The 3,415-nt window shown below is 44.1% G+C and carries 4 protein-coding genes; all 4 read right to left on the bottom strand.

Annotated features, from left to right (window positions below; all coding sequences use genetic code 11):
- Positions 1-210: 210 nt before the first annotated feature.
- Positions 211-1,047, bottom strand: coding sequence for a helix-turn-helix domain-containing protein (locus E1163_RS02455; protein WP_155169108.1), 837 nt, complete (start codon positions 1,045-1,047; stop codon positions 211-213).
- A 71-nt stretch (positions 1,048-1,118) separates the two neighbouring features.
- Positions 1,119-2,171 carry a bifunctional transcriptional activator/DNA repair enzyme AdaA gene (locus tag E1163_RS02450; protein WP_155169106.1) on the bottom strand — a complete coding sequence of 351 codons (1,053 nt, stop codon included), beginning with the start codon at positions 2,169-2,171 and terminating at the stop codon, positions 1,119-1,121.
- A 2-nt stretch (positions 2,172-2,173) separates the two neighbouring features.
- Complete coding sequence (locus tag E1163_RS02445) at positions 2,174-2,935, bottom strand: isocitrate lyase/PEP mutase family protein (RefSeq protein WP_155169104.1); 762 nt, start codon at positions 2,933-2,935, stop codon at positions 2,174-2,176.
- Positions 2,936-3,019: 84 nt separating this feature from the next.
- Complete coding sequence (locus E1163_RS02440; protein ID WP_155169102.1) at positions 3,020-3,205, bottom strand: hypothetical protein; 186 nt, start codon at positions 3,203-3,205, stop codon at positions 3,020-3,022.
- Positions 3,206-3,415: the final 210 nt, after the last annotated feature.

Here is a 3,415-nt window from a genome sequence, read left to right as displayed (position 1 = left end):
AGGGAACAAGCGTAAAACCTGTGGAGTAAACGGATTGGAAAGTAAGACAAGTAATGTGAAACTTGCTGCTGAAAATTAAGTAAACCGCGCTTATTGTTATATTACACACCTTTGCCTACTGCTTTTGCCGATTGCTATTAACAACTGTCTGTTAGCAAAGAGGTGAAAGTGTTTGGGTCTCCCCAGAGATTTCGCTTGATCCGTAAAAACTTAGTGTCTCCCCAGAAATTCGGCTTGACCCTGTGTCAGGTTGTCGACGAGTTCTTTTGAGGTTCGTATATAATTGTTGGGCGTGAAACCCGAAAACTCTTTGAAGGTACGAATGAAATGGGATTGGTCTGAAAACTCAAATTCAAAGGCTACATCGGAAAGTTTGTCTATGTTATTTTGCTTTAAATATCTGAGCGATGACTGGAACTGACATAACCTGGAGTACAGCTTTGGAGTGATACCGATGGCTTCCCTGAACTTCCTTTCTATTGTTCGTTCTGACAAATTCATCCTTTTACTCAGCTCCCGCAGCGAGAGCTTACCATGGGATGCAGAAATTTCGCCAATGGCAAATGAGACATTTTCATCTGTAAAACCGGCATTGTCTTCACGAAGGTCTTTCAAAGAGGACAGTAACAGACAGAGCTGGTCCGGATACGATTCACTGTTCAGCAGCCTTTCCTGAAGGCAGTTGCCCTTCACTTTACCCAAAGTGTCTATGTCTATACAGGTATTGGTGAGTTGTTCAGCCTTAAGCCCAAATACAGTTTTCAAAGCATCAGGATGAAAGAATATGCCTGTTGTTTTAAAGCTTCCGGATAGTTGCAGTGTCCCAAATTTTGTGGATGGGCCAAAAATAAATGCCGGAGGGAGTTGCTTGCCATCCCTGGAGAAGTTACCAAAGTCGGTATGCTGAAAAATCAGCCCCGGGCTGCTGTCTGCTATCAACTGAAACGACTGCGAACCAGCCCGGACACCTCCATCATCCTCCAGTTTCCAAATAGACTGTATGAAAGTTTCAAGGCCTGGCGGTATGGGAATTTGCTGGTATTTCAAAGCATCTGGTTTTACTAAACCCAAACGGGAAGCACATTAAAATGGTTTTGGCGGATTACAGATAATACTTCTCATCCGTTTTTCCGTTCGTGCTCCAGCAGCCATTTTTTCCGCTCCAACCCTCCTCCATAGCCGGTCAGGCTTCCGTCTTTACCAATAACCCGGTGGCACGGCACCACAATAGAGATCCTGTTATATCCGTTGGCAGAGGCTATAGCCCTCACCGCCGTAGGTCTTTTCAGCCTTTCGGCCTGTTGCTGGTAGGTGGAAGTGGTTCCGTATGGGATATTCAGCAGCGCATTCCATACCCGCTGCTGGAAGTCCGTTCCCGGTGTATGCAGGTTTACACTAAAATCTTTCCGTGATCCTTCGAAATATTCTTCTATTTCTACTTTGAGCTGCTTCAAATATACATTTTCACCGGCCAGAATATTGGCGTTCAGCCTTTTCTGCAGGTCTTTGAACTCAGTTTCGAGCATTCTCCTGTCAGTAAACTCCAACAGGCAAATGCCCCGGTCAGTGGCACAGGCATACATGGGGCCCAATGGCGTAGTGAGCCGCGTCATCAGTATCACATCTTTATCCTTACTTTCGTCAGGGGCACTTCCTATAAGGTTTTTGAAGGTATATCCAAAACCACTCAACGACTCGTAGCCCGAATCAAAAGCTGAGCTGGTAACGCTCTTGCCATTTTTAAGCTCCTGAAAGGCGGTATTGATCCTGATCATCCTCTGGTACGCCTGAAAAGTCATACCGTGGTATTTTTTGAACCACCGCCTGATATTTTCAGGACTCAACCCCTGCTGTTTCAGGTCATAATCAGATATTTTGGTTTTAGGTTGTTTTTCCAGCCACTCCAGGGCAGCTATCACCTCCTCCGGTGGTTCCCCTGAGTTTTCGGTAGGTTTGCAGATCTTGCATGGCCTGTACCCATTGCGGAGCAGGTCTTTCGACTCCGTATAAAACTCTACATTTTTGAGCTTGGGTTTTCTGGCTCGACAGGTCGATATACAGAAAACGCCGGTTGTTTTTACTCCCACATAAAACACACCTATAAATTGCCTGTCCTTCGTGACCAGTGCATTATAGTACTTCTGTATTTCTTTGTCTGACGTTACTAACATATCTAAAATACCGGTTTGAAAGACTTATTGGCACTGATGCTGATTATTCTTTGCTCCAGTTGATTCCCTATGGCCTGATGCAAAAAGTTGCCCATACTGATCCTTTTCACCCCAAGCTTTTGCAACTCTTCAAACCCAGGCAAGTTGGGCATGCACATCACATTCACCGGCAACCGGGTCGCTTTTACTACCTTGTTTATATCATCCGCCAGCTCTATGCATGGCACAAAAATACCATCGGCACCGGCATTTTCATAGAAAGGCAGGCGGTTTAAAGTCTCCTCCAGGGCATTGTCTATACCGATCAGGAATGCATCGGTGCGTACATTTACAAACAGGTTGTTTTTTGCTTCGGTTTTATACCTGTTTATTGCAGTGATAATCTCGCTAAAGGCAGTTGGGCCGAGCAACTGTCTGCTTCCCTGATCATCTATAACGGAATCTTCGATATTGATGCCTGCAATACCTAATTGATGTAGTGCTTTGATGTTTTCAACAACTTCAGCGGCATCGCGGCCATAGCCATTTTCAATATCAACGGAAACGGGCAATGATGTTGAGGAAATAATGCGGTTTACTACATATTGCAGTTCAGAAAATGGGATCTGTTCGCCATCGTCATAGCCAAGCATGTGCGCAATAGCAGCACTGGAAGTGCCTATGGCGTGGTATTTCAATTTTTCAAAAATCTTTGCTCCCGGAACATCCCAAACATTTCCTAGCAGCAGTGGCGTGTCATTATAGTGCAACTCTTTAAAATCCATTGTTCTTTTTTCTCACAAAGCAAGGACAATAGATTTCAGTTGACAACCGAAAAATTGACAAGTATTTTTTGGGCCGGAATTTGCTTATTCAGGCTTTACTTCGACGATAAGCTTTACATCTTTTTCTTTCTCACCGTAAGTATGCGTAGTGCGCGACATCCAGCTATCTTCAAATGCGCTTCTTCCCATAAAATGGTCCGAACCAAACATTGTATTGTACCTGTCCCCTATCCGGTGAAATGGTCCGCTTCTTTGTCTTAAAAGTATCATAATGCATTGGGTTTAAGTTACAGTATCCTTTATAACCAAGAACATGATGTAGCTTAGCATAGTTGCATTATTGAGCTTTCATGTACCATAATAAGCCTGATTACACTTTGTACATTCCATACGACTGGTTATGGGTCAAGCGAAATTTCCGGGGAGTCCCTAAATTTTCACTTCTTTGCTGAGTTGTTAATAGCAATCGGCAAAAGCAGT

Source organism: Fulvivirga kasyanovii, assembly GCF_009711405.1.
Classification (GTDB): Bacteria; Bacteroidota; Bacteroidia; order Cytophagales; family Cyclobacteriaceae; genus Fulvivirga; species Fulvivirga kasyanovii.
Note: the sequence above shows the minus strand (reverse complement) of the source record. Positions and strands in the feature narration are given on the sequence as shown.